We start from the raw sequence: 22,765 nt of genomic DNA on the forward strand, positions 1-22,765 counted from the left end.
GATGGGGCAGCGGATCATATCGAGCCGACAACGCGAGATCCTTGCGCTGATCGAGACCGAAGGTGTCCAGTACATCGAGGAATTGGCACGTCGGTACGATTTGACGACGCAGACCATTCGTCGCGATATCAACGCTTTATGCGATCTGGGCCACGCGCGCCGCTTCCACGGCGGTGTCGACCTGCCGGTCGAGGGAAGCAACATCTCGCTCAATGCCCGCGCCCAGCTCAACCGGCGAGCCAAACGGCTTATCGCACGGCGCGTCGCCGCCGACATCGGGGCGGAGGCGACGGTGTTCCTCGGCATCGGCAGCACAGTTCAATTCGTTGCCGACGCGCTGCGCGACCACCAGGGTCTGACGGTGATCACCAACAACATCCACGTCGCCTTGAGCCTTTGCGACGCGCCGAGTGTCGAGGTCCATTTGACCGGCGGTCTCTTGCGTCACGATGACCGTGACGTGGTCGGCACGGATGTGATCCGGTTCGTCGAAAAATTCTACGCAACCCACGCGGTGGTCGGCGCAGGCGCTTTAAGCCCGCTCACCGGGCTGATGGATTTCAGCTATAGCGAAGCGCAGATCACCAACGCGCTTCTAGAGAATTCACAAACGCAGATTCTCGCGGCAGACGTCAGCAAGTGGACGCGCACCGCCTCCGTGCGGGTTGCGCCGTTCAGCAAACTCACCCGTTTTTACACGGACCGGCTGCCGGGGAAGCGTCTGCCACCAATGCTCTCGCCGAAAGCGGCTTGGACGTGGTGACATGCAGCGAGGAGACGACATGAGCTACGTAGACCTGGCGCCGTCAGCGCGGGAGCTGCAGGACGTGCGTTACCTGTTTACCGACATCGACGATACCCTGACGACAGAGGGCAAACTTCTGCCGCAGACCTACCAGGCTCTGTGGGATCTCAGCAGTGCCGGCATTGCCGTCGTGCCGGTCACGGGCGGCTCAGCTGGTTGGTGTGAACATATCGTCCGCGCCTGGCCGGTGGCCGCCGTCATCGGCGAAAGCGGCGCATATTGCGTCACCCGCCGGGATGGCGAGGTCGTCTTCGACTATTGGGAGGACGCCGCGCGGCAGGGGGAGCGCCAACGCCAGCACCTGCAGGCGGTCAAAACGCTAATCGCGCAAAAGAGCAGGTCGTTTGAGATCGCTCACGACCAGATCTTCCGGCTGGCGGATGTCGCAATCGACATACGGGGTCACAATCCGCATGACGTCGAAGATCTCGCGTCCAGCATCAGAGCCATGGGCGGGACGGTGGCGATCAGTTCCATCCACATCAACACGTGGATCGGCGACTACAACAAGCGTTCGATGAGCGAGCGGGTTTTAACCGGGCTGTTTGGTGTCGACACGACCGAGACACCTGCTGTTACAGCCTTCGTCGGCGACTCTCGAAATGACGCACCGATGTTCGGTTTTATCCGCAACTCCTTCGGCGTCAACAACATCCTGCCGATCCTTCCGCAGTTACAATTCGCGCCCAAGTGGGTCTCGTCGCAGCCCGCCGGCCTCGGTTTTTCCGACATTGCCCGGACGATCCTGCACGCGGTCGGCGACGCTTCGCAATAGGCCACGGCTGATTTCAATGCCTAAGAAGAATTGGATCCAAGCTCGGCAGGCTTGGTCAGCGCGGACCGCTCCGGTCTTCGTCCTTCCGGCCGCGCTCAGCTTTTGACCGAACCGGCGGTCATGCCCGCCAGGAAATAGCGTTGGGCAACCAGGTAAAGCACCAGGAGGGGTAGGGAGCCGAGCACGCTCATCGCCATCATTTCATTCCATTCGAAAGCGTGCTGGCCCATCAGCAACTGGATGCCGATCGGAACGGTTCTGAGATCCATCGATTTTGTCAGCGTCAGCGCGAAGAGGAATTCGTTCCAGGCCAGCAGAAACGTATAGACCGCGGTGGCGACGATCCCGGGGATGGAGACCGGCACGATGACGCGCCATAGCGCCGTCCAGCTCGAGCCGCCGTCGACAAGCACGGCCTCGTCCAATTCCTTCGGCAAGGTGTTGAGGTAGCCAGTCATCAGCAGGACGGCGTAAGGCAGGGTGAAGACCATATAGGTGAGGATCAGCGCCAGATAGGTGTCGAAGATCCTGAAGGCGACGACCATACCGAAATAGGGGATGAGAAGGGTGATCGGCGGAACGGTCTGTGTGCTGATGATAAAGATGTTCAAGGTGTTCTTGAAGCGGAACGAGTAGCGGCTGAAGCCGTAGGCGGTCAGGATGGCGATGACGAGGGTCAGGCAGGTGACGACGCCGGCGACAAAGTAACTGTTGATGAAGAACCGCACTTTCACCGGATCATTGAAGATCGTCAGATAGGCGGCCACGGTAAAATCCTCCGGCAAAAGCCGCGGCGGAAGAGCGAAGATTTCCGTGTTCGATTTCAGCGAGCTGAAAAACATCCAGACGATCGGGAAGGTCGAAAAGATGAGACCGACCGCCAGCCCGAGATAGGTGAGGATGGTCGGCAGTATCGAGTTCTTGGAACGCTTTGCCATGGCGGTCACCTGCGCTGCTGGTGTTTGATGTAGAAGTAGGTAACGCTCATCGAAATGATGAGGATGATCATTGCGCTCGCCGAAGCCAACGAAAATTCATATTGGGAGAAGGCAAGCTTGTAGGTGAAGGTGGAGAGCACTTCCGTCGAATAGATCGGACCGCCGCCCGTCGTCATCCACACGAGCGGAAAAACCTGCATTGTCCAGATGAAGTCGAGAAGCGCGATGCTGATGATGATCGGCATCAGTTGCGGAATGGTGATGTACCAGAATTTTTCCAGTTCGTTGGCGCCGTCGATCCCGGCTGCCTCGTAGAGTTCCTTCGAAATGCCTTGGAGGCCGGCAAGCAGGCTGACCATGTAGAGCGGATAACCCGCCCAGATGTTTGCAAAGGTCAGGGCGTGAATCGCGGTGTGGGTCGAGGAGAACCACTCGACTTTGAAGTTGATGATATTAAGCGCCATCAGCACGCTGTTGACGACGCCGTTCGGGTCGAGCAGCAAGCGCCAGATGATGGCGATGATGACGGCGGTGAACAGCCACGGCAGGATGAAGAGCACACGCAGTATGCTCCTGATAAGCGGATCGACGCGGTTAGTGTTCAACAGCAGCGCGAAAGCCAGGCCGATGATAAAGTGGAAGACGACGCTCATGATCGTGAAATACATCGTCTGGCCGACCGATTGCCAGAAGACCGGATTTTCGAAGATAGTCAGGTAATTCTGGACGCCTGCGAAGGCAGCGTCCTTTTTCATGATGGCGCCGTCCATCAGTGAATATTTGAAGACCATCACCATCGGGAACAGCATCAGCAGAACAAGCAAAAAGGTCGCCGGCGACACGTAGAAATACGGCACCAGCTTCCTCAAAGTGCTGTAACGAAGCCATCTTTTCTTCCGCGCGTTGACTTGCGCAGCCACCAGAGCCGGAGCGGAATGATTCATGAGCTGTGACTTCCCATTCTGCCGAGATTTGACGACTTACGCCGGCAGCGCCACGTCGCGCTGCCGGCGATCTCGTGAAAGCGATGTGCTTTAGTGCTTTGTGCTATGCATGCCGTTATCCCGGAACCGCTGCGCACTTCCGGGCGACAGGCATCAGAACTTCGCGAGCCACGCCTTCTCGGTATTGGCAGCCGCGTCCTTGGCCGACTGGCCGCCATCGAACATCTTCTGAACTTCGACGTTCATGTCCCGCATCAGCTCTTCAGCAACAGGAAGGCCGACGAATTCGTTGGCAGGATAGCCGCTCTGGAAGATTTTGAAAGCTTCGGCGAAGATCGGGTCCGATGCCACGAAGTCCGGCTTGGCATGGACGTTGCCGGGGAAGGCGTTGGCAATCGACACCAGGCGGCCGTTGACGTCGGGACTCATCAGATATTCCACCAGCTTCCAGGCTTCTTCCTTGTGCTTGCTGCCCTCGCTGATGCCGATGCCCCAGGACGCATAGGGCATGCCGCGTTTGCCGGTATAGCCGTCGGTGGCCGGCAAGGCGGAGATGCCGAATTTGAGCTTCGGATTGCGTTCGCGGATGAGGTTCACATGCGCGAGGGAATCGACCATCATGCCGACGCGGCCGTTGACGAATTCCTCAACCTTATCCTGTTCCTTCTTGGCGAAAATCCCGGGAGAAATAACGCCTTCCTTGTTGAGGGAAGCCAGATAATCTAGCGTGCCGACGACGGCCTCATTTTCGAGGTCAGGCTTGCCGTCCTTCATCATCGAGGCGCCGGAGGCCCAGACCCAGGACATCACGTCGTTCTGGATTCCGCTCGGAGACTGCAGCGATAGCGGCAGAACCCAGCCATATTGGTTCTTTGACGCGTCGGTCATCTTCTTGGCGGCTTCGGAAAATTCCGTGCGCGTAGTCGGCAGCTTGTCGACGCCCGACGCCTTGGCAATATCGAGGTTGACGAAGACGGGGTAGACGAAGGATGCCAACGGGAACATCACGCTCTTGCCGTCGACCTTGACGATATCGGTGATCTGGCTCTTGTCGTATTTCGCCTTCTCCATCAGTTCGTCCATGGAGGCGATGGCGCCCTGCTTGGAGAGGCCGTTGACCCAAGCGCCATCCAGGCCGACGACGTCACTTAAGGTCCCGGAGGCGGCGCCGACCACGATCTGGTCACGGGTCGTGGCATAGGGACCGCTGACGAGCGTCACCTTGATGCCGGGATTTGCCGCCTCGAAATCGTTCATGATGCCGCGCAGTGCGCCGGACGGCATTTCCGGTTCCCACCATTGGATGAATTCGATGGTGGTGTCGGCGAATGCCGAGGTGGCGCAAAGCGCCCACACCGCCACGGCAGCCCGCATGGTCACGCTGAATTTTCTGATATTCATCTGTGCCTCCCATAGATTTTCAGTGATCGATCCTCCTCAAGACCGTAGGCAAATAAGGTTCCCTGAGGCGGCTATCTGTCAATGAAGAAATGCGATGCAGAAAAAAATTGACGTGGGCATAGGCGATCTATGGATGTGTAAATTACTGATAAATAAACATATTATCTAATATTGCGGCCGAGATTTGTTTGCGGAATTTGTGTTGCTTGTGATGCATTTTTTCTTTACTTTCGTAAACAAATGAAAGTTTGCTCAGTAGATGGGAAGGCTCTCGCCACCGTCGTCTTCGTAGCGAAATCCCGAGTTTTTGATCCGAAACGAGCGTCTTTATTGTCAATCTGATCCAGCGTGATCACTCGCTGTTAGGGAGCTGAATGGCCAAGAAGAGTTATAAATCGATGGATGATTTCGCGACCGCCTCCGGCGTGTCGCGTCCGACGCTGTCGAAATATTTCAATGATCCCTCGCAGATCAAAGAGGTGACACGCAAACGTATCGAGGCGGCTCTCAAGAAGTCGAATTTCGAGCCGAACCTTTTCGCGCGGCATCTCAATCGCAAACGGACCAGGAATATCGGGATCCTGGTCCCGACCATGTCGGACCCCTTTTATGTGCAGGTCGTGTCGCTGATCGAACTCGAGTTGCGCGACAAAGGATTTTGGCCGGTCCAAATCTCATCGCACACGCGGCCGGAGCTGGAGGCGGAGGCGGTGCGGACCTTGCTGTCGCTGAAGGTGGCAGGCGCGATCGTGGCGCCGCTCGGGGCCGGCTCGCGCCGCTCCGCGCTGGAAAGACTGAAGGACGCGATCCCTGTCGTCTGCTTCGACAATCCCGCCAACGGCGATCTTCCTTATGTCGGCAACGACAACGCCCAAAGCATGGCAGCCATTGTGCAATATCTCTGCCGGTCCGGTGAGCCGCCGATATTCCTGGAAATTCCGCATCTGACGGAAAACGCCGGCGAGCGGCAGGCGAGCTACCGTGCGACCATGACAAGGGAAGGACATTCGCCGCTGGTCATCGATTGCGACGCACCGCCGTCCTGGGAGTTCGAGCGTCTCGGATACGAGCAGATGCAGAGGATTCTTACGCGTGGCGGCCTGCCCGGCAAAACTCTGCTCTGCGCTAATGACCGCTTCGCTTTCGGCGCCATGGCGGCGGCCTTCGCGTCCGGCCTGAAAATCGGCCGCAGCGACGGCTGCGACGTGCGGATTGCCGGGCACGACGACCACCCGCTCAGCCGATACACCTGCCCGTCGCTGACGACGATGGCGCAGAACGCGCCGGAGATCGCGGCAAAGTCGGTGGAGCTGCTGCTTTCTCATATTGAAAGCGAGGACGAGGGGACGACCCCTTCAACGAACAGGGTGATCCTGGAAGCGACGCTGGTGATGCGCGACTCGGCTTGAGATCAGTTGTCGGTTGCGGCTGAACGGGCCAGCGCAGGGTCCATGGCGCGCCATGCCGTTGCAATGGCTTCGAGAGCCTCCTGCGCCTCCGGAATGGCCCGCCGCTTCGAGACGAAGCCATGGATCTGTCCGGGCCATGTCCGGCTTGTCGCCTGGGCTTCCGAACTGAGCCTCTCGGCATAGAGGGCGCCTTCGTCGAAAAGCACGTCGTGACCGGCAAGGATGACGACGGCGGGCGCCACGCCCGCCAGCGACGCCGCCCGCAGCGGCGAGGCCCGCCAGTCGGACCCGCTTGCACGGTCCGGCAAATAGTGGTCGCGGAACCATCGCATCGCCGCTGCCGTCAGACCGAAGCCTTCTGCGTAACGCAAATAGCTGTCGGTTGCCTGCAACTGGTCGGTCACCGGATAGATCAGCATCTGGCCGATGACGGCAGGCACCTGTCCGTCCCGCGCCAGAAGAGCGATGACTGCGGCGAGATTTCCGCCGGCGCTGTCGCCGCCAACGACAATTCGTGCCGGATCGATGCCGAGTGCATCAGCCTGATCCCTCATCCAGATGAGCGTGGCCGCACAGTCCTCGATCGCTGCCGGAAAGGGATGTTCCGGGGCGAGGCGATAGTCGGGCGAAACCACGACGGCGCCGGCCATATTGGCAAGGCTCCGGCAGATGTCCTCATGGGTTTCCGGCGCGCCGATCACAAAACCGCCGCCATGGAGATACAGCAAGGCGGGGGCCTGCTGGCGCGGCGCGGCGCGGCCGCGCCAGATCTTCAAACGGGTTGCGCCGGCATGCCTTTCCAGGATCTCCGCCACATCCTCGAGCGGCCACTGGATATCTGCGAAACCGTCCAGATACTGTTGCCGCGCCAGCGCCGGCGTACAGCTTTCCACCGGCTCCTGCGGCTCGCCAGGCCAGGCCAGTGCGCGTCTTGCGGATTCATCCAGTTGCGTCATGCGAGCAGGCTCCTTGCTTCGTCTTCCCGCAATTCCGCTGGTTGGGCAACGGTGCTCGGGATGGTCTGGGCGACACCGGTTTCACCTGCCCGGAGGATTGCTTCCATGACGTCGAGCACATGCAGTGCGAGATCGCCCGAAGCGCGGGGCGTACGGGCCCCGATGATGGCGCGGGCGAGATCGGCAAGGCCAAGCATGCGGTAGTTGGCGCGGTCCGGCGCTGCAATCGGCCAGTTGACGGCGCCGAAGAGTGCGCTTGACGTATCGGTTTCCAGCCAGGGCGCGCCACGGCTGGAGAGCGCGACGCGGCCGCCGAAATTGTCCGGATCGGGCAGGCGCAGCGAGCCCTCGGTGCCGTGCAGCTCGATGGGGTGGTTGGAGTGGCGGAAGACGTCCCATGAGGTGCCGAAGGTGACTGTGGCGCCGCAATCAAATTCCAGCAGCGAAAGCACGCTGGTCGGCGTACCCACTTTGAACGTCGTGCCCTGTTTCGGCCCTTCGGCGGTAATGAGCCGTTCTTCCTGTCCGCTCGTGGCGACAGCCTGCACACGGCGGATCGGCCCCATGAGATTGACCATCATCGTCAGGTAATAAGGGCCCATGTCCATCACCGGGCCTGCGCCGGCCTGGTAGTAAAAGCTGGGATCCGGGTGCCAATGCTCCATGCCGCGGCCCATCATGAAGGCTGTTCCCGTTACAGGCCGGCCGATAGCCCCGGCTTCCATCTGCCGCCGGGCATGGCGTCCGGCCGCCCCAAGGAAGGTGTCCGGCGCCGAACCGAGCATGAGGCTCTTTTCGGTGGCAGCATTGACCAGCAGGCGCCCTTCCGCGGCCGTGACGCCGAGTGGCTTCTCGGTGAAGACGTGTTTGCCCGCCGACAGCGCCCGCATCGAAACGTCGAAATGCGCAGCCGGGATCGTCAGGTTGAGGATGAGGTCGATATTCGTGTCGTCAATGATGGCGTCCACGTCGGCCGCGCGCAAGTTGAACTCGGCTGCGCGCCGCTTGGCGGCGTCTTCGCTGATATCCGCACAAGCAGTGATTTCGACGCCGCGAAACAGCGGCGCATTGCGCATATAGGCGAGCGAAATGCTGCCGCATCCCACAACGCCGATCCTGAGTTTCATATCATTGGCCTGTGCCATCGAAGTACCTGACCTTGCCGTTCCGCGCTCGGAGAGTTGGGATATGTTGCGTTAAATTCGCGAGGAATAAATTATGTTGACGCACGCTAACATTTTCCCCTACGAAATGACAAGACGCTGGGAGGCGTCGCAATTCCCCGGGGAAAAACCTTTGTTCGGGATACCGACCCCTTCTTGAATAAGGCTTTTTGGAAATGCCGGATACCAGGCGCCCCGATGTCGTCGGCGGGGCTCTGGCTTCGATATCGTCTGTCGCCAACGAAATAGGTCAGGACCAAGTCATGAACGATGCTGCGCTGAAGATCGGCTGCCAGACATTCACCTGGGAAATGCTGGGCAAGGGATGGAGCGGCGGGCCGGATGATCTGGTGCGCGCCATTGCCGATGGCGGATATGCGGGTCTTGAGATCACCGACACGATGATCGGTCACTACGCGCTTGATCCAGCCGGCTTTGCCCGGACGCTCGCGGATGCCGGTCTGACGCTGGTTTCCTTTGCCTTCGGCTCCGCCAGCGGCTTCACGGTGGCGGAAAAGATCGCCTCCGATCTGGAGACGGCCCGGCGATGGCTGGATTTCGTGGCGCATTTTCCCGGCGCGATGGCGTCGATGGGGTCGGCCACGGTCGTCTCGGATGGTCCGCGCGAGGAGAAGTTCGCCATCGCGGCGGAGTGCTATAATCGTGCGACCGAGATCGGACGGTCGTCCGGCGTCGCTGTTGCCGTCCACCCTTCCTCGCACCACAATACGCTGCTCTTCACCAGGGCCGACTATGACCGGCTGTTTTCTCTCCTGGATCCACGCGTGGGTTGGGTGCCGGATACCGGCCATATCTTGCGTGGTGGCCAGGAGATCGACGACACGCTTTCGGCCCACCGTGACCGTATCCGCTACGTGCATCTGAAGGATGTCGATGCCGGCGGGATCTGGGCGATGCTCGGTGAAGGCGTCTGCGATGTGCCCGCGGTGATTTCGGCCGTTCGGGGGGCGTCCGACTTCACCGGCTGGATCGTGGTGGAGGAAGAGTCTGACCATGCCGGAACCGATCCCGCCGCGGCGGTTCGCATGAACCGCGAGACGCTTCGACGACTGGGGTTTTAGGCGACTTCGCTTCGCCGACCGCGGCCGAAAACCTTTCGTGAGCGCCCAAACTTCTCCCGGCCCCGTTCGCCCGTCATGCGTAGCGCACCTCCACGCCGAGCTTGTCCAGTCGGTGGCGGATGCTGTGCGGCATGTTGCTGTCGGTGATGATCAGATCGACGCGCGACAGAGAGAAGGCTTTGGAAGAGGCGCCGATGTCGAACTTGCTCGAATCCGCCACGAGCACGACGCGCCGGGCCATGCGAACCAGGTTGCGCTTGGTGCGCGCCATATCCTCTGAAACATCGACGACGTCGAAGGCCTGATCGATCGCATGAGCGCCGACAAAGGCCTGGTGGGCGACAAGTCCGCCGACCGCCTTGTCGGAATCCGAGACGATCGTGCTGACGGTGCTGGGGAATACTCGGCCGCCGATCATATGCACGTCGAGCCCGGGCCGGTACATCAGATGCTGGGCGATGTTCATCGCCGTCGTCGCAACCACGACGTTGTTGACCGGCGGCATCTGCATGGCCACCTGCAGCAGCGTCGAGCCGCTGTCGAACACGATCGACTGGTTGTCGATGATCTGCCGCGCGGCCATCTGGGCGATGCGCCGCTTCGCATCGAAATTGCGCTGCATGCGCTCTTCGAAGGCTGCGGCCGGCGAGTCGGACGGCAGGGCGATTGCACCGCCATGCGTTTTGATCAGCTGCTTCTTCGCGTCCATGATTTCGAGGTCGGAGCGGATCGTCACTTCCGAGACCTCGAAGAATTCCGCGAGCTGGCGGGTGCGCGCCTGGCCGACCCGTTGAAGTTCCAGCATGATCTGCTGCCGCCGCTGTTCTGCAAGCATATGCGATCCCGACTGCGCGCGCCTTTGAAGCAGCGCACCTTTTGAAAAACGAAAGATTGCCGCATCATCCTGCAGCCTCATTCGCAAAAATAGCCGCTAAGCCGCAGAAATGCACGCCAAAAAATCTCTTTCCGTGGGAAAAACGAAAGAATTCGAAATATTGAACATTTGTTTGCTTTCGAGTTAGGATTTTCTCAGCAACGACGGGCGGGAGTCGCAATGCCGCAATCGCAAAGGGAAGTCTCGCCATGGGTCTCGGAACCAAAGTTCGCCTCGCACGCCTGTTCTCGAACCCATCGGGCCATTTGTTTGGAGGCGCGGTCGATCATTTTGTCGGCTATGGCAATGTCCGGGAGGGCGGGCTTGCCGATCTGCCAGGGGCGCTCAGGCGCGTCATGGCCGGAGGCCCCGACTACATCAGCATCCAGCCGGGCGCGGCCCGCCACCTCTGGTCGGACTATGCCGGAAAGGCAGCCCTCGTCATTCAGGGCGGCTGCTTCACGGCCGACGACCGGATTCGCCAGCTCATCGCCACCCCGGAAGACGCAGTCCGCTACGGTGCGGATGCTCTGGCTGTCGCCATCCCCGTGCGCGGCGCCACCGAAGGAGAGTACATCCGCTGGCTCACCGATACGGTCAACGCTGCCGCCCGTTTCGAGATGCCGGTCGTCGCCCACGTCTATCCCCGTGATTTCTCCGACGGCGGCAAGATCGTGTTCACCCCGGATGAAATCGCCTATGCGGTGCGCATCGGTTTCGAGGCCGGCGTCGACGTGATCAAGGTCGGCTACACCGGAGATTTCGAGTCCTTCCGGGAAACCGTCGCCACCTGCCCGATTCCGGTCGTGATCGCCGGCGGCCCGAAGACCGACACGCTGCTCGGCGCGCTCGTCCAGACATCGGAAGCCTTGCGGGCTGGCGCCAAAGGTGCCGTCGTCGGCCGCAACCTGTGGGGCCACGGCGATACGACCATGGCGGCGCGCGCCTTCAAGCTGGTCATTCATACGGGGATGGCGCCAGAGGAGGCGCTGGCGGCTGCCGGTGCTTGAGACGTGTTGCGCCCGCTCCAGGTTCTGGGCTTCGGCGCCCTTGCCATCGATGACATCATCTATGTCGATCGCGGGCTTTCGGCCGGCAAGGGGAAGGTGACGAAGCGTGCCACGGACCACGGCGGCAACGTGGCGACGGCCCTGGTTGCCGTCGCTCGGCTCGGCGGGCGCGCCGGCTTTATCGGCTGGCTCGGCGACGAGCCTGCGACCGATCCGGCCGGCGCCGAACTCGAGCGAGAGGGCGTCGACATATCCCTGGCGCCCCGCCACGCCGCTGCCGCGCCGATCCGCTCCGTGATCACCGTCGCTCCTGACGGCGACCGGTTCATCGCCTATGACGACGATGTGCTGCACGGCACATCCGATGCGCTGCCCGATGACGTTTTGATGCGGGCACCGGTCCTGCTGATCGATGGATATGCCACGCATTCGGAAAGCGTCGTGGCGCGGGCGCGGGCGCTCGGGCTTGCCGTGATAGCCGATATCGAATGGACGGTCGGGGCAGCGACGGACCGGCTCCTTGCCTTCGCCGACCATCTGGTGCTGCCGCTCGCTTTCGCCAGAGAGTACACCGGTGAAGATGATCCAAGGACCATCCTGGAGAAGCTCTGGTCGGCGGATCGGTCCGCTGTCGTGCTGACAGATGGCGAACGAGGCACCTGCCTCCGCCAGAATGGCGATCCCACCCGGTGGCTTTTGCCGGCCTATCAGGTTCAGGCGGTCGACACGACCGGCGCCGGCGACTGTTTTCACGGGGCCTATGCTCTTGCCCTTGCCGAGGGCAAAACCCCGCTTGATTGCGTAGCCTATGCCACAGCGGCTGCTGCCATTTCGGTGACCGCACGCGGAGGGCGCCGGGGCCTGCCGAACAACCGGACCTGCCTGGCATGGATGGCAGGGGAAAATGCGCCGGCTCCGCGCCCGATTCCTGGATGTCACGATTAGCGTGCCGTTGGCCATTGTCGACCTGGCTGGCCGCCCGAGCAGAACCACACATTGATCGCAGGGTTCGAAGATCCTTCAAAGTTGCTGCGCCGACTAGAAAAGTTACGCGCGTAAAAAAATATTAGCGCGCAGATTAATCTTATTTTTCGGATTAAAGGTGAAATATTTCAAATAGATATGGTGAGATATCGACGAAGATGGCGTGTAATGTGCTCGATTCTTTTGTTGACATTGAAGCTCAGGCCTGAGCTTTCTTGTCGAAAGGATCGGAGGTGGCGGGGGAAGCGCCGGTCGAAGACGTGAGCGGACTGACATGGGAGGATGAGACGTGGCTGTGGTTGTACTGGACAAAATCTGCAAGACCTATGGAAACAGCTACCATGCGATCAAGGATCTGAGCCTGACGATCCATGATGGTGAGTTTCTGATCCTGGTCGGCCCGTCCGGATGCGGAAAATCGACCGCGCTCCGCATGATTGCCGGGCTTGAGGAAATCAGCAGCGGAACCTTGAGCATCGGCGGTCAGGACGTCGTCGATCTCGCGCCCAAGGACCGGGACATTGCCATGGTCTTCCAGAGTTATGCGCTTTATCCGCACATGACCGTGTTCGACAACATCGCCTTTTCGATGAAGCTGGCCGGAAAGACCAAGGCCGAGCGAACCAAGCGCGTTCACGAGATCGCCAAGATCCTGCAGCTGGAAAGCCTGCTCGGCAACAAGCCCGCCCAGCTTTCCGGCGGCCAGCGCCAGCGTGTTGCGATGGGCCGCGCCATGGTCCGCGAGCCCGCGGCATTCCTGATGGATGAACCGCTTTCCAACCTCGATGCCAAGCTGCGTGTGCAGATGCGCGCCGAGATCGCCAGTCTGCAGCGGCAGCTGGGCGTGACGACGATTTACGTGACGCATGATCAGACCGAAGCTTTGACGATGGGCGATCGCGTCGCGGTACTGAAGGGCGGCGTGCTCCAGCAGGTGGACACCCCCAAGGCCCTCTATCATCGCCCGGTCAATGCGTTTGTCGCTGGCTTCATCGGCTCGCCGTCGATGAACCTGTTCGAAGGGCGTCTGGAGGGCATGCGGATCCATCTGCCGGGTTTCTCGATCCCCTTGTCCGACAGCGCCTTCGAGCGGGCTCCCGGCCTTTCCGCCTTCGAGGGGAAGGCGCTGATCTTTGGGGTCAGGCCCGAGGACCTCTATGACAGCCGGTTGCCGTCCGGAGCCTCCTATCCGACGATCCCGGTTGTCGTGAAGTCGATCGAGGAGCTCGGCTCCGAGTTGATCGTGCATTTGAAGATCGAGGCGGTCCGGATCGACTCGGGCGACCCCGATGCCGTCGAAGACTTGAGCGGTGCCGCCAACGCCGTCGCCCGCTTCGAGGCCGTCAGCACGGTCGAGACGGGCCAATCGATCAATCTGGCAATCGACCCGGCGAAACTGCACTTTTTCCATCCTCAAACGCATATGGCTTTGAACTGACGAGGCAGATCCGGGAGGTGCTGATGGCAGTTCGACTAAGGGCCATTCCTTTCGGCGCCGAAACCGGCGTTTATCTTCAACATTCGACCTAGAGAGTTTATCGATGCCAGCAAAACAGCAACAACGCCTCCGCATCGGCGTACTGGGAGCGGGCCAGATTGCCCAGGGGGCGCACTTCGAGAGCTGCACGAAGGCTGTGAATGCCGATCTCTATGCGATCTGCGACGTCGCCGCGGATCTGCGCGAACGTATGGCAATCACCCATGGAGCTGGTAAAACCTACGACGACTACGACAAGATGCTCGCCGATCCCGACCTCGATGCGGTGATCATCGCGACCGCCGATGCCTTTCACGTCCCGGCCTCCATTCGCGCCCTTCAGGCGGGCAAGCATGTGCTGTGCGAGAAACCCGTCGGGGTCACGGTCGAGGAATGCCTGGAACTGAAGGCTGAAGTCGACAAGTCGGGAAAGGTGTTTCAGGTCGGGCATATGAAGCGTTTCGACGCAGGGCTCCAGGCGGCCAAATCCTTCATCCGTGACGAGATGGGTGAGATGGTTGCCCTGAAAGCATGGTATTGCGACAGCACGCACCGTTATCCGATGACCGATGCAGTCCAGCCCCTGATCGTTGCCAGCGCCAATGCGCGTAAACCCTCCGGCAATCCGAAAGCCGATCTGCGCCGCTACTACATGCTGGCGCATGGTTGCCACCTGATCGACACGGCCCGTTATCTCGCCGGCGATATCGTTTCCGTCGCCGCTCGTCTGTCCGAACGAGCCGGTATCTGGTGTTGGTTCGTCGATGTGGAATTTGCCTCCGGCACGCTCGGCCATCTCGATCTCACCGTCCAGGTGCGCATGGATTGGCACGAAGGTTTCCAGATCTATGGCAAGAACGGCAGTATTTTGGGCAAGACCTATAACCCGTGGTACTACAAAACCAGCGAGGTCGACATTTTCCGGGAAGCCGATGGCGCGACCCACCGCGTTCTCGGTGCCGACGGCCATTTCTATCGCCGTCAGGTCGAAGGCTTCGCCCGCACCATTCTGGACGGCGCTGTGATGGAAGGTGCCGACATCGATGACGGCCTGGCTTCAGTCCGGGCCATGGTCGCCGTCGCACGCTCCGCCGAAAGCGGCAAGCCGGTCGCGCTGGCTGATGTCACGGGTGGCGTGTGATGAAGCTCGGCATTTTCGCAAAGACCTTCGACGGGACAGAGCCCTCGACTGTCCTCAATTCGGTTGCGCAGGCCGGGTTTACGGCAGCACAATACAATATGGCCTGCTCGGGTCTGCCGCCGATGCCCGAGACGATTACCGAGGCTGAGGCCCGCGCGGTGACGGAGGCGGCGCGCAAAACTGGTGTCGAGATCGTCGCCGTTTCCGGCACCTACAACATGATCCATCCCGATCCCGCCGTGCGCGAAGCCGGCCTTCGCAGGCTGGCGACGCTGGCCGCGCGCTGCGCCGGCATGTCGACCGCCCTTATCACGCTTTGCACCGGCACATGCGACCCCATCGACCAGTGGAAGGCGCACGCCGACAACGACACGCCGGCGGCCTGGCGCGATCTCCTAGAAGCGATGGAAGCGGCCATCGCAATCGCCGAGCGCCATCATGTGGATCTCGGCATCGAGCCCGAGCTTGCCAATGTCGTCAACTCGGCTGAGAAAGCCCATCGGCTGATCGCCGCGCTGAAGAGCCCTCGCATCAAGATCGTGCTCGACCCGGCCAATCTTTTCGAGGTTGCGACGCCGGAGGAGCAGCGGCGCATCGTTTCCTCAGCCATCGATCTTCTGGCCGATCGGATCGTCATGGCGCATGCGAAAGACCGCAATCCAGACGGCAGTTTCGCGACCGCCGGCAAGGGCGTCCTCGACTACCCGCATTATCTCGGCCGTCTCAAGGCAATCGGCTTTGGCGGCAGTCTCATCACACACGGTCTTTCGGCCTCGGAGGCGGCCGGTGCGGCATCCTTCCTGAAAAAGACTCTCGACGGCGAAGGCGTGGGGAGAGGACGATGAGACGGGCTCAACCGTTCGCAGCCAGCGACGGGACCATTCTCAACATCGACACGGCGGGCGAGGGCGCCCCGGCAATCTTCCAGCATGGTCTATGCGGAGACGCGGCGCAGACGGCCGAGGTCTTTCCGCTCGAAACCGGTTATCGCCGGGTGACGGTCGAAGCCCGCGGCCACGGCCGTTCCGGGGCCGGGAACGCCGAGCAGTTGTCGATTTCGTCCTTCAGCGATGATATCGCCGCCTATATCGAGCAGAACCTTGAGCTGCCGGTTGTGGTCGGCGGCATCTCGATGGGGGCCGCGATCGCCTTGCGTCTGGCGGTCAAACGGCCCGATCTCGTCAAGGCGCTGATCCTGGCAAGGCCGGCCTGGCTGACGGCATCGGCGCCGGACAATATGGCGCCGAATGCCGAAGTTGGCCGGCTTCTGAAAACCCTGCCGCCGGATGAGGCAAGGCAGGCATTTCTTGCCGGGCCTGTGGGCATGCGGCTCGCCGCCGAGGCGCCGGACAATCTGGCCTCGCTCGCCGGATTTCTCTCGCGCACGCCTCTGGATGTGACCGCCGAACTGCTGACCAGGATTTCCAACGACGGTCCAGATGTGACCGATGATGAAGTCGGCAATCTCGCCCTGCCGACGCTGGTCATCGGCCATGATCGCGACAGCATTCATCCTCTTGGCCACGCGCATGCTCTTGCCGCGCGGATTGCCGGCGCGCGTTTCGTGCAGATCACGCCGAAAACCGAGAGCCGTCCGCAATATGTCGCCGACTTTCGGCTTGCCGTCGGCAATTTTCTGAAGGAACTCTGAAACGATGTCTACCCCCTCCAAGAGCTGGATCGAAGATCTTCCGAAGGATCGGCTGATTGCCGAATTCTCCGTCTGGTCGGCCGATCTCATGCGTCTCGCCGATGATCTCGGACGTGTCGATCCTCATGTCGACATCCTCCATATCGATGTCGCCGATGGCCATTTCGCGCCGGCGATGTTGTTTTTCCCCGACCTCGTGGCCGGCGTGCGCAAAGCCTCCGCGCGCCCCATTCATGTTCATTTGATGGTTGCCGACAGCATCATCCTGTCGCAGATCGAGCAGTTCGCCGATGCCGGCAGCGACTTGATCAGTTTTCATGTCGAGAATGAAAGCGTCGCGAACGAGGCTCTCGATCTTCTCGATCGCCGCGGTATCGCAGCCGGCATGGTTCTCAAGGTCGACACCCCCGTCGAGCGGATCGAGACATACGCTTCCCGGCTGCGTTTCGTGACGCTGCTTGGCACGGCGATCGGCGTGAAGGGCCAGGGCCTCGACGAGAAGGCCGGCGCCCGGCTTCAACAGGCCAAGCGGATCATCGCCGGCTGCGGTGCGGCCGATCGGATCGTGCTGGCGGCCGATGGCGGCATTCGCGAGCACACGGTGCCTCTCCTGCGCCAATCCGGAGCGGAAACGGTCGTTCTCGGTTCCCTGGCCTTCAATGCGCCGTCGCTCGATGAGCGGATGGCATGGATGCGCGCACTCTAACCGGTGGTCTTCACATGCAGCAGGTTGCCATCGGCATAGACCTCGGCGGAACGCAGGTGCGCGCTGCCCTTGTCGACGAGCAAGGCAGGATCCTGACGCGTTTGGCCGAACCAACGGACGCGCTGGCCGGCCCCGGCCGGGTGCTCGCCCAGATTTGCGGCCTCGCCGATCGGTTGCTCGCAGCATCGAAGCCTGCTTCGGTGGTGGGCGTCGGCGTATCTGCCCCAGGCCCGCTCGACACGGTCGCCGGTATCGCAACCGATATCCCCACCCTTCCGGGCTTCGTCGATTTTCCGCTGAAGGCGGAGTTGCAGAATCGGTTTGCCTTTCCGGTCGATCTCGAAAACGACGCCATTGCCGCTGCGATCGGCGAGTGGCAGTTCGGTATCGGCAAGGGGCTTGATAACCTCGTTTATGTCACGGTCAGCACCGGGATCGGCGGCGGCGTTATCTCGGATGGTCGCGTGGTGCGCGGCCGCAAGGGCATGGCAGCCCATGTCGGGCACATGTCGGTCGTGCCGAATGGCGAGCTTTGTCCTTGCGGCAACAGGGGCTGTTTCGAGGCCTATGGATCCGGGCCCGCATTTGCGCGGCGCGCGCAAATGCGGGCGATGGAAAGCCGCGACACGACGTTAGGCAGCAACGGCGGCGCCATCGACAGCCGCAGCGTTTTCGCGGCGGCTAGAAATGGCGATCGGCTCGCCAATCAACTGGTCGACGAGGAAGCGGAAATTCTCGGGCGCGGCTTCACCAGCCTGATCCACATCTTCAGTCCCGATATCATCGTCATGGGGGGAGGGCTCTCCCACGAATTCGGCCGTCTGCAACCGGGCATTCAAGCCTATATCAGCCAATGGGCAATGCCGGCATTCAAGGATGTCAAGGTGATGCTGGCGGCATTGGATCAGAACTCGGGCCTTGTCGGCGCTGCGGCTCTGGCGTTTCTGGCGGGGGAGGTCGCTCCGATCGATCATCTCTAGAGGGCACTCGGGTCCTCTACGCGTCGAGAGATTGCTTCGTCAGGGCGGTGGGGCGGTACTTTCCCTGAGGATCAGTTCGACCGGCCACAATTCATGGATCTCATCCGCGGCACGTCCGGCGATAAGCTGTAGCGTTAACTCAGCACAGCGCGTGCCCGCGGCACGCATCGAGGATCGCGTCGTCGAGAGCGACGGCACCATGTTTTCGGCCGTCAGATAAGGGAAGACGTCGTCATGGGCGATGACCGACACATCCTGCCCCACTGTCATCCCAAGCGAACGCACGGCGCGGTAAACACCAAGCGCCGTCATCGTGGAGCCGGCGACGATGGCGGTCGGTGCATTGGCTCTCTCAAGGAAGGAGCGGGCATGGCGAAAGCCGCTTTCGTCGGAGAATTTATCGCAGACCATCAGGTTGGGATCGGCAGTCAGCCCAAACTCTTGATGCGCCAGCCGAAAACCCTGCTCGCGATGGATCGAATAGGTCTTGCCCCTGAGGCCGTTGATCATGGCGATGCGCCGGTGCCCGAGGTCGAGCAGGTGTTCGGTGGACCTGCGCACAGCATTTTCATTATCGATATCGAGCCAGGCGTGAACGTGCTCGGTCTCCGAGCGGCCGTGAACCAGGAAAGGCACGCCGAGGCTGTTCAGCATCTCGATCCGAGGGTCTCGGGGGCGTGGCGAATGAACGATCACTGCATCCACCCGGCGGCTTTCGACCAGGCGTCGATAGGCCTGGATCTCGTCGTCATCATTGTGGGCGGTGATGGGCGTGATGAGAATATCCGTATCGGCCGTTTCCAGCCGCTGCGCCATTCCCGACACGAATTCAGCGAAATGAATTTCTCCCGACCGTCCCATCATAACGCCTATCGCTCCGGCTCGTCCGGTCTTTAGCCGCACGGCATTGATATCGGGGCGATAGCCAAGCCGAATTGCTTCGCTTGCAACGCGGGCGCGCGTGGCTTCGCTCACCTCTGGGTAGCCGCTGAGCGCACGGCTCACCGTCGTCGGAGAAAGCCCAAGCTGCTTTGCAAATTCACGAAGTTTCATCGGATGTCTTCTTTATCTAGGCAATCAATGGACGATGCTTTGGCGATGCGCAACGGGCAAGCGTCTAATTCAACGGCGATTGAAATCGATTTCAATTCTGCTGACTCGGAGGATCGCCCGTAGGTACCAGAAATTGCCTCTTAAGATGTATATGATGTCACTATTGACATGCTGCGCAACTTTGAAGTGCTAATTTGGCGGCTTGACGCCACCAAGACCTTCTGCAATGTTCTGCGGGTCAAATCGATTTCAATTTCTGGGAGGAGATCATGAAGCAGTTTGCCTTTGCCTTATCCGTGCTCGCCGTCGCGCTCGCCGGCCCGATCCGCGCCGCCGACATTTCGTTCGCCGCCAACACCACCGGGAAAAGCATCGAATTCCTTCAGAAGCAGGTGGCGGTTTTCGAGAAGGAGACCGGCAATCATGTCAAGCTCGTCACCATGCCATCATCGAGCAGCGAGCAGTTCTCCCAATACCGCCTGTGGCTTGCGGCCGGAAACAAGGACATCGATGTCTATCAGACCGACGTGATCTGGGCGCCGCAGCTTGCCGACCAGTTCATCGATCTGAAGGAGGCCACCAAAGACGTGGTCGGCCAGTTCTTCCCGTCGATCATCGCGTCGCAGACCGTCAATGGCCGGCTCGTGGCGCTGCCGTTGTTTACCGATGCTCCGGCGCTGTTTTACCGAAAGGACCTGCTCGAAAAGTATGGCAAGCAGCCGCCGAAGACCTGGGACGAGATGGCCGCAACCGCCAAAGAGGTTCAGGATAAAGAACGTCAGGCCGGACAGAAGGACCTCTGGGGCTACGTGTTTCAGGGCAATTCCTACGAAGGGCTGACCTGCAACGCGCTGGAATGGGTGAAGTCGTCGGGCGGCGGCCAGATCGTCGAGACGGACGGGACGATCTCCATCAACAATGAGAAGGCGGCTGCAGCAATCGAACGCGCCAAGGGCTGGATCGGCACGATCTCACCGCCAGGCGTGCTCGCCTATCAGGAAGAAGAATCGCGCGGCGTCTGGCAGACCGGCAACGCTGTCTTCATGCGCAACTGGCCCTATGCCTATTCCCTCGGCAATGGTGCCGACAGCGCCGTGAAGGGCAAGTTCGACGTGATGACGCTACCGGTCGCGGCCGCCGGCGACAAGCCGTCTTCGACGCTCGGCGGCTGGAATCTGGCGGTGTCGAAATACTCCGAAAAGCAGGAAGCGGCCATCGAGCTGGTAAAATTCCTGGCGTCGAAGGACGTTCAAAAGGCGCGTGCCGTCGAGCTGTCCAATTTGCCGACGCTGACGGAGCTTTATGACGACAAGGATGTTGCCGCGGCGCAACCATTCATGCCGAACTGGAAACCGATCTTCCAGGACGCGGTGCCGCGTCCTTCGGCGACGGCCAAAGTCAAGTACAATGAAGTGTCCTCGAAGTTCTGGACTGCAGTCCACAATACACTGTCCGGCAGCGGCTCAGCTGCCGAAAACCTCGAGCTTCTCGAAGCCGACCTGACGACCCTCAAGGGCGACGCCTGGTGACTATCGGGACCGGCGGCTGCCAAGCCGTCGGTCCGGTCTTCGGCCTGAGCCAACGAGGAGAGGCGTTTCATGACAGAAGTCGTAGTTCCACAAGCAGTTGAACCAAGGCTTTCCAAGCTCAGAGCCTCTACGGAGCTGCAATCCGAACGCATTCGCTCGGCCTGGATGTTTCTGGCGCCGACGCTAATGATCCTGGCGATCGTCGCCGGATGGCCGCTGTTCAGAACAATCTACTTCAGCTTTACCAATGCGTCGCTCAACGATCTCGGCAATGCGCAGTTCGTCGGCTTTTCCAATTATCTGTCATGGGTGACGCTGAAGAGCGGAAGGACCGTCTATCGCGGGCTGCTTGCCGATCCGGTCTGGTGGCATGCCGTCTGGAATACCGCCAAGTTCACCGTCCTTTCGGTCGTGATCGAGACCGTGCTCGGGCTGATCGTCGCCCTGGTGCTGAATGCCCGGTTCGTCGGCCGTGGGATCGTACGGGCCGCAATCCTCATCCCTTGGGCGATCCCAACGATCGTCTCGGCCAAGATGTGGGCTTGGATGCTCAACGACCAGTTCGGCATCTTGAATGACATTCTGCTCGGCTTCGGCCTGATCAGCGAGAAGATTGCCTGGACTGCCAATCTGGAAACCGCAATGATTGCAGTACTGATCGTCGACGTCTGGAAGACGACGCCTTTCATGGCGCTTCTGATCCTTGCGGGACTGCAAATGGTTCCGGGCGATATCTATGAAGCCGCCAAGATCGACGGCGTCAATCCGATCAAGGTGTTCTGGCGTCTGACGCTGCCGCTGATCCGGCCGGCCATTATGGTTGCCGTGATCTTCCGGATGCTGGATGCGATGCGCATCTTCGATCTGATCTATGTGCTGACGCCCAACAACGCGCAGACGAAGACCATGTCGGTGATGGCGCGCGAGAACCTGTTCGACTTCGACAAGTTCGCCTACGGCGCCACCGCCTCAACGGTGCTTTTCCTGATCATTGCCTCCGTCACCGTCCTTTATATCTGGCTCGGTCGCGTCAAGCTCGGTGGGGAGGAACGCTAATGCTGCTGTCGATCACCAAAAATACGCTCTTCTACCTGCTCGTCACGATTATCGTCATTATTGCGGTGTTTCCGTTCTACTATGCCATCCTGACGAGCCTGAAGACCGGCACGGCGCTTTTCCAAGTCGATTACTGGCCGACCTCGATCTCTTTCGCCAATTACACTTCCGTGATGGGCCAAGGCGGGTTCGTTCGCAGTCTTGCGAATTCCGCGATGGTCGCCTGCGTCGTGGTTTCCACATCGCTGTTGCTTTCGATCACCGCCGCATTCGCGTTAGCACGGGTGAATTTCCGCGGGCGGGCGCTGTTGATGCTGACCATCCTCTCGGTGTCGATGTTTCCGCAGATCGCCGTTCTTGCCGGCCTCTTCGAACTCATTCGCTGGTTCGGCATCTTCAACACGCCCTTCGCGCTGATCTTCTCCTACATGATCTTCACCCTGCCGTTCACCGTCTGGGTGCTCACGACCTTCATGCGGGAATTGCCGATCGAGATCGAGGAGGCGGCGATCGTCGATGGCGCCTCGCCATGGGTCATTATCACCCAGGTGTTCATGCCGTTGATGTGGCCGGCGCTGGTGACGACCGGGCTGCTTGCTTTCATCGCCGCGTGGAACGAGTTCCTTTTTGCGCTGACATTCACTTCATCGGATACGCAGCGAACCGTCCCGGTGGCCATTGCCCTGCTGTCGGGCAACAGCGAATTCGAGATCCCATGGGGCAACATCATGGCGGCGTCGGTCATCGTCACCGTCCCGGTTGTAGTGCTTGTTTTGATATTCCAGCGCCGGATCATTTCCGGACTGACCGCCGGCGGCGTCAAGGGTTGAG

At 60.6% G+C, this 22,765-nt stretch carries 21 protein-coding genes and 1 pseudogene; 15 read left to right on the forward strand and 7 right to left on the reverse strand.

The genetic code is table 11. The features are described 5' to 3' along the window. The first annotated feature begins 1 nt into the window (after position 1). Positions 2-786: pseudogene (locus tag ACS4RS_RS28595) on the forward strand (DeoR/GlpR family DNA-binding transcription regulator). Continuing rightward, positions 783-1,580 carry an HAD-IIB family hydrolase gene (locus ACS4RS_RS28600; RefSeq protein ID WP_439012604.1) on the forward strand — a complete coding sequence of 266 codons (798 nt, stop codon included), beginning with the start codon at positions 783-785 and terminating at the stop codon, positions 1,578-1,580. The pseudogene ACS4RS_RS28595 and the gene ACS4RS_RS28600 overlap by 4 nt, the downstream one beginning before the upstream one ends. Positions 1,581-1,675: 95 nt before the next feature. On the opposite strand, the gene ACS4RS_RS28605 is transcribed toward ACS4RS_RS28600, so the two are convergent. The 3 genes from ACS4RS_RS28605 to ACS4RS_RS28615 form a co-directional block, all read right to left on the reverse strand. Further along, positions 1,676-2,518: a carbohydrate ABC transporter permease gene (locus ACS4RS_RS28605; protein WP_184378095.1), complete on the reverse strand. Its 843-nt coding sequence runs from the start codon at positions 2,516-2,518 to the stop codon at positions 1,676-1,678. 5 nt (positions 2,519-2,523) lie between these two features. After that, complete coding sequence (locus ACS4RS_RS28610) at positions 2,524-3,462, reverse strand: ABC transporter permease subunit (protein WP_439012371.1); 939 nt, start codon at positions 3,460-3,462, stop codon at positions 2,524-2,526. A gap of 153 nt (positions 3,463-3,615) precedes the next feature. After that, the gene (locus tag ACS4RS_RS28615) at positions 3,616-4,863 is read right to left on the reverse strand and encodes an extracellular solute-binding protein (protein ID WP_439012372.1); all 1,248 of its coding nucleotides are present in this window, start codon (positions 4,861-4,863) and stop codon (positions 3,616-3,618) included. Positions 4,864-5,237: 374 nt separating this feature from the next. Between ACS4RS_RS28615 and ACS4RS_RS28620 the strand changes: the two genes are divergently transcribed. Beyond that, positions 5,238-6,272 (forward strand): substrate-binding domain-containing protein, encoded by a 1,035-nt coding sequence (locus tag ACS4RS_RS28620; RefSeq protein WP_439012373.1) that lies wholly within the window; start codon positions 5,238-5,240, stop codon positions 6,270-6,272. 2 nt (positions 6,273-6,274) lie between these two features. On the opposite strand, the gene ACS4RS_RS28625 is transcribed toward ACS4RS_RS28620, so the two are convergent. Further along, the gene (locus tag ACS4RS_RS28625) at positions 6,275-7,228 is read right to left on the reverse strand and encodes an alpha/beta hydrolase fold domain-containing protein (protein ID WP_439012374.1); all 954 of its coding nucleotides are present in this window, start codon (positions 7,226-7,228) and stop codon (positions 6,275-6,277) included. Then, the gene (locus ACS4RS_RS28630) at positions 7,225-8,373 is read right to left on the reverse strand and encodes a Gfo/Idh/MocA family protein (RefSeq protein WP_439012375.1); all 1,149 of its coding nucleotides are present in this window, start codon (positions 8,371-8,373) and stop codon (positions 7,225-7,227) included. The genes ACS4RS_RS28625 and ACS4RS_RS28630 overlap by 4 nt, the downstream gene beginning before the upstream one ends. Positions 8,374-8,654: 281 nt before the next feature. Between ACS4RS_RS28630 and ACS4RS_RS28635 the strand changes: the two genes are divergently transcribed. Beyond that, positions 8,655-9,473, forward strand: a complete 819-nt coding sequence (locus tag ACS4RS_RS28635) for a TIM barrel protein (protein ID WP_439012376.1) — start codon at positions 8,655-8,657, stop codon at positions 9,471-9,473. Positions 9,474-9,546: 73 nt separating this feature from the next. On the opposite strand, the gene ACS4RS_RS28640 is transcribed toward ACS4RS_RS28635, so the two are convergent. Further along, complete coding sequence (locus ACS4RS_RS28640) at positions 9,547-10,308, reverse strand: DeoR/GlpR family DNA-binding transcription regulator (protein WP_037074100.1); 762 nt, start codon at positions 10,306-10,308, stop codon at positions 9,547-9,549. Between the two features lie 248 nt (positions 10,309-10,556). Here ACS4RS_RS28640 and ACS4RS_RS28645 point away from each other — a divergent pair, with 248 nt between their 5' ends. From ACS4RS_RS28645 to ACS4RS_RS28680, 8 genes are all read left to right on the forward strand, one after another. Further along, positions 10,557-11,357, forward strand: a complete 801-nt coding sequence (locus tag ACS4RS_RS28645) for an aldolase (RefSeq protein WP_439012377.1) — start codon at positions 10,557-10,559, stop codon at positions 11,355-11,357. A gap of 3 nt (positions 11,358-11,360) precedes the next feature. Then, a complete protein-coding gene (locus ACS4RS_RS28650) occupies positions 11,361-12,302 on the forward strand; it encodes a PfkB family carbohydrate kinase (RefSeq protein ID WP_439012378.1) in 942 nt (313 codons plus the stop codon). Positions 12,303-12,630: 328 nt separating this feature from the next. After that, a complete protein-coding gene (locus tag ACS4RS_RS28655; protein ID WP_184378102.1) occupies positions 12,631-13,779 on the forward strand; it encodes a sn-glycerol-3-phosphate ABC transporter ATP-binding protein UgpC in 1,149 nt (382 codons plus the stop codon). Between the two features lie 103 nt (positions 13,780-13,882). Continuing rightward, positions 13,883-14,959 carry a Gfo/Idh/MocA family oxidoreductase gene (locus ACS4RS_RS28660; RefSeq protein WP_439012379.1) on the forward strand — a complete coding sequence of 359 codons (1,077 nt, stop codon included), beginning with the start codon at positions 13,883-13,885 and terminating at the stop codon, positions 14,957-14,959. Beyond that, complete coding sequence (locus ACS4RS_RS28665; RefSeq protein ID WP_449314121.1) at positions 14,959-15,804, forward strand: sugar phosphate isomerase/epimerase family protein; 846 nt, start codon at positions 14,959-14,961, stop codon at positions 15,802-15,804. Before ACS4RS_RS28660 ends, ACS4RS_RS28665 begins: the two co-directional genes overlap by 1 nt. Further along, complete coding sequence (locus ACS4RS_RS28670; protein WP_439012381.1) at positions 15,801-16,610, forward strand: alpha/beta fold hydrolase; 810 nt, start codon at positions 15,801-15,803, stop codon at positions 16,608-16,610. The genes ACS4RS_RS28665 and ACS4RS_RS28670 overlap by 4 nt, the downstream gene beginning before the upstream one ends. 4 nt (positions 16,611-16,614) lie before the next feature. After that, positions 16,615-17,316: a ribulose-phosphate 3-epimerase gene (locus ACS4RS_RS28675; RefSeq protein ID WP_439012382.1), complete on the forward strand. Its 702-nt coding sequence runs from the start codon at positions 16,615-16,617 to the stop codon at positions 17,314-17,316. Between the two features lie 14 nt (positions 17,317-17,330). After that, positions 17,331-18,296, forward strand: coding sequence for an ROK family protein (locus tag ACS4RS_RS28680; RefSeq protein ID WP_439012605.1), 966 nt, complete (start codon positions 17,331-17,333; stop codon positions 18,294-18,296). Between the two features lie 39 nt (positions 18,297-18,335). Here ACS4RS_RS28680 and ACS4RS_RS28685 read toward each other — a convergent pair whose 3' ends face one another. Next, positions 18,336-19,349 (reverse strand): substrate-binding domain-containing protein, encoded by a 1,014-nt coding sequence (locus ACS4RS_RS28685; protein WP_439012383.1) that lies wholly within the window; start codon positions 19,347-19,349, stop codon positions 18,336-18,338. A 269-nt stretch (positions 19,350-19,618) separates the two neighbouring features. Between ACS4RS_RS28685 and ACS4RS_RS28690 the strand changes: the two genes are divergently transcribed. The 3 genes from ACS4RS_RS28690 to ACS4RS_RS28700 all read left to right on the forward strand — a co-directional run bounded on the left by ACS4RS_RS28690 (position 19,619) and on the right by ACS4RS_RS28700 (position 22,764). Further along, positions 19,619-20,878 (forward strand): ABC transporter substrate-binding protein, encoded by a 1,260-nt coding sequence (locus ACS4RS_RS28690; RefSeq protein ID WP_439012384.1) that lies wholly within the window; start codon positions 19,619-19,621, stop codon positions 20,876-20,878. A gap of 69 nt (positions 20,879-20,947) precedes the next feature. Next, on the forward strand, positions 20,948-21,934 hold the full coding sequence (locus ACS4RS_RS28695; RefSeq protein ID WP_439012385.1) for an ABC transporter permease subunit: 987 nt from the start codon (positions 20,948-20,950) through the stop codon (positions 21,932-21,934). Continuing rightward, positions 21,934-22,764, forward strand: a complete 831-nt coding sequence (locus ACS4RS_RS28700) for an ABC transporter permease subunit (protein ID WP_439012386.1) — start codon at positions 21,934-21,936, stop codon at positions 22,762-22,764. Before ACS4RS_RS28695 ends, ACS4RS_RS28700 begins: the two co-directional genes overlap by 1 nt. Position 22,765: the final 1 nt, after the last annotated feature.

This window comes from Rhizobium sp. F40D2, assembly GCF_051810745.2.
Taxonomy (GTDB): domain Bacteria; phylum Pseudomonadota; class Alphaproteobacteria; order Rhizobiales; family Rhizobiaceae; genus Rhizobium.

Bases quoted from the DNA above. Each gene is read 5' to 3' on its own strand.
- ACS4RS_RS28665 (WP_449314121.1), top strand. From the start codon at position 14,959: ATGAAGCTCGGCATTTTCGCAAAGACCTTCGACGGGACAGAGCCCTCG.
- ACS4RS_RS28640 (WP_037074100.1), bottom strand. From the start codon at position 10,308: ATGCTTGCAGAACAGCGGCGGCAGCAGATCATGCTGGAACTTCAACGG.
- ACS4RS_RS28660 (WP_439012379.1), top strand. From the start codon at position 13,883: ATGCCAGCAAAACAGCAACAACGCCTCCGCATCGGCGTACTGGGAGCG.
- ACS4RS_RS28615 (WP_439012372.1), bottom strand. From the start codon at position 4,863: ATGAATATCAGAAAATTCAGCGTGACCATGCGGGCTGCCGTGGCGGTG.
- ACS4RS_RS28680 (WP_439012605.1), top strand. From the start codon at position 17,331: ATGCAGCAGGTTGCCATCGGCATAGACCTCGGCGGAACGCAGGTGCGC.
- ACS4RS_RS28630 (WP_439012375.1), bottom strand. From the start codon at position 8,373: ATGGCACAGGCCAATGATATGAAACTCAGGATCGGCGTTGTGGGATGC.
- ACS4RS_RS28610 (WP_439012371.1), bottom strand. From the start codon at position 3,462: ATGAATCATTCCGCTCCGGCTCTGGTGGCTGCGCAAGTCAACGCGCGG.
- ACS4RS_RS28635 (WP_439012376.1), top strand. From the start codon at position 8,655: ATGAACGATGCTGCGCTGAAGATCGGCTGCCAGACATTCACCTGGGAA.
- ACS4RS_RS28625 (WP_439012374.1), bottom strand. From the start codon at position 7,228: ATGACGCAACTGGATGAATCCGCAAGACGCGCACTGGCCTGGCCTGGC.
- ACS4RS_RS28670 (WP_439012381.1), top strand. From the start codon at position 15,801: ATGAGACGGGCTCAACCGTTCGCAGCCAGCGACGGGACCATTCTCAAC.
- ACS4RS_RS28620 (WP_439012373.1), top strand. From the start codon at position 5,238: ATGGCCAAGAAGAGTTATAAATCGATGGATGATTTCGCGACCGCCTCC.
- ACS4RS_RS28695 (WP_439012385.1), top strand. From the start codon at position 20,948: ATGACAGAAGTCGTAGTTCCACAAGCAGTTGAACCAAGGCTTTCCAAG.
- ACS4RS_RS28675 (WP_439012382.1), top strand. From the start codon at position 16,615: ATGTCTACCCCCTCCAAGAGCTGGATCGAAGATCTTCCGAAGGATCGG.
- ACS4RS_RS28690 (WP_439012384.1), top strand. From the start codon at position 19,619: ATGAAGCAGTTTGCCTTTGCCTTATCCGTGCTCGCCGTCGCGCTCGCC.
- ACS4RS_RS28600 (WP_439012604.1), top strand. From the start codon at position 783: ATGAGCTACGTAGACCTGGCGCCGTCAGCGCGGGAGCTGCAGGACGTG.
- ACS4RS_RS28645 (WP_439012377.1), top strand. From the start codon at position 10,557: ATGGGTCTCGGAACCAAAGTTCGCCTCGCACGCCTGTTCTCGAACCCA.
- ACS4RS_RS28685 (WP_439012383.1), bottom strand. From the start codon at position 19,349: ATGAAACTTCGTGAATTTGCAAAGCAGCTTGGGCTTTCTCCGACGACG.
- ACS4RS_RS28605 (WP_184378095.1), bottom strand. From the start codon at position 2,518: ATGGCAAAGCGTTCCAAGAACTCGATACTGCCGACCATCCTCACCTAT.
- ACS4RS_RS28700 (WP_439012386.1), top strand. From the start codon at position 21,934: ATGCTGCTGTCGATCACCAAAAATACGCTCTTCTACCTGCTCGTCACG.